2 protein-coding genes are annotated in these 1514 nt (G+C 62.2%); one reads left to right on the top strand and one right to left on the bottom strand.

Features of this window, described 5'->3' with window-relative positions:
* On the bottom strand, positions 1 to 782 hold a 782-nt coding region (locus EAW56_RS12145), incomplete at its 3' end, for a cation diffusion facilitator family transporter (RefSeq protein ID WP_147453329.1).
* Between the two features lie 224 nt (positions 783 to 1006).
* Here EAW56_RS12145 and EAW56_RS12140 point away from each other — a divergent pair.
* On the top strand, positions 1007 to 1514 hold a 508-nt coding region (locus EAW56_RS12140), incomplete at its 3' end, for a BCCT family transporter (protein ID WP_244213439.1).

The following is a 1514-nucleotide window of genomic DNA, read 5'->3' as shown; positions in this document are numbered from 1 at the left end:
GGCACCTGCATGACCAAGCTGATCAAGCGCTCGCGACCAAACGCAGCCGTACGTACGGAGGTAAACGCCACCCCGTTTTGCTCGGCAAATGCATCCAGAAATGCGTTGAGTTTTGCAAGCTCCTCCGTGGGCAAAGCCTCAGACAGCAGGCTCAGGATGGCGCTGCGTAACAGCACGAAGCCGGTGTAGAGAATGTTTGCGCCAACCAGCAGCGCGACGATCGGGTCGAGGACCTGCCAGCCGGTCAGCGCAACGAGCGCCATGCCGACAATCACGCCGACGGTGGTCCACACGTCCGTGAGCAGGTGTTTCCCGTCCGCCTCCAGGGCTGCAGAGCGGTAGCGCTTCCCGCCGCGCACGAGCGCGTACCCGGCGGCGGCGTTGAGCACGGCGGCGATGACGGAGAACAGTAATCCCACGCCGAGCTGCTCCACCGGCTGCGGAGTGATCAGCCGTTCCACGCCGGTGTAGATGATGGCCACGGCCGCGACGAGGATGAGCGAGCCCTCCACCTGGGCGGAAAAATATTCAGCCTTGGAGTGTCCGAAGTTGTGGTTCGCGTCCGCCGGCTTCGCGGACAGCTTGAGCGCCCAGAGGCCGACGACGGCGGCCACGAAGTTGATCACGGTCTCGATCGCGTCCGACATGAAGCCGACGGAGCCGGTGACCCAGGCAGCGACCATCTTGAGCACGATGGTGAGCAGAGATACCGCGATGGAAAGCCACATGAAGCGTTCCAGGATCTTTTGCTCTTTTTGGAGTGAAGGGGGCAATTCAGGCATGCGAGTGTCCTCCCACAATTGGGGCGCTTCGGCGCCGTGCGTGCAACGGTCCGAAGGTCTCGCTCACTCCAAACCGGAGCCGGTTGCCCGGGCGCGTGCGCCAGTATGTCGAACAACCGATTGCGGGCTACTCCCCTTCAACGGAGAGAGAGTGTAGCAGGGCGTCGATAAGCAAGTGCCCTACAATGGTCACCGATTTGAGTTCCCAACGATTGGAAAACACCATGGCACGCAAGCGCGGCCTTCAAACTGATCCGGTGATCTTCGGGGCATCGCTCGGCTTCATCGTCGTCTTCGTGGCGGCGACGCTGGCGTTCGGTGATCGCGCCCGCCAGCTCTACAGCTCGATCTCCGGGTTCCTGATGGACAACTTCTCCTGGATGTACATCGGCGGCATCTCCGCGGTGTTCATCTTCCTCATCGTCATTTTCGTTTCCCGCTTTGGCAACATGCGGCTCGGCGACGACGAAGACGAGCCCGAATACAGCTACCCAGTCTGGTTCGCCATGCTCTTCGCCGCCGGCATGGGCGCGACGCTCATGTTCTGGGGCGCCGCGGAGCCGCTGAACCACGCGTACAACCCGCCGCGCGGCGATATGGACCCGATGAGCCGCGAGGCGATCGTGCAGGCCTTCGAGTTCACGTACTACCACTTTGGCATCCACATGTGGGTGATCTTCACCCTGCCCGGCCTGGCCATCGGGTACTTCGTGTACAAGCGCAAGATGCCGG

The sequence above is a fragment of the Corynebacterium gottingense genome (assembly GCF_003693265.1).
Classification (GTDB): Bacteria; Actinomycetota; Actinomycetes; order Mycobacteriales; family Mycobacteriaceae; genus Corynebacterium; species Corynebacterium gottingense.
This window is presented reverse-complemented; position numbering and strand designations above follow the sequence as displayed.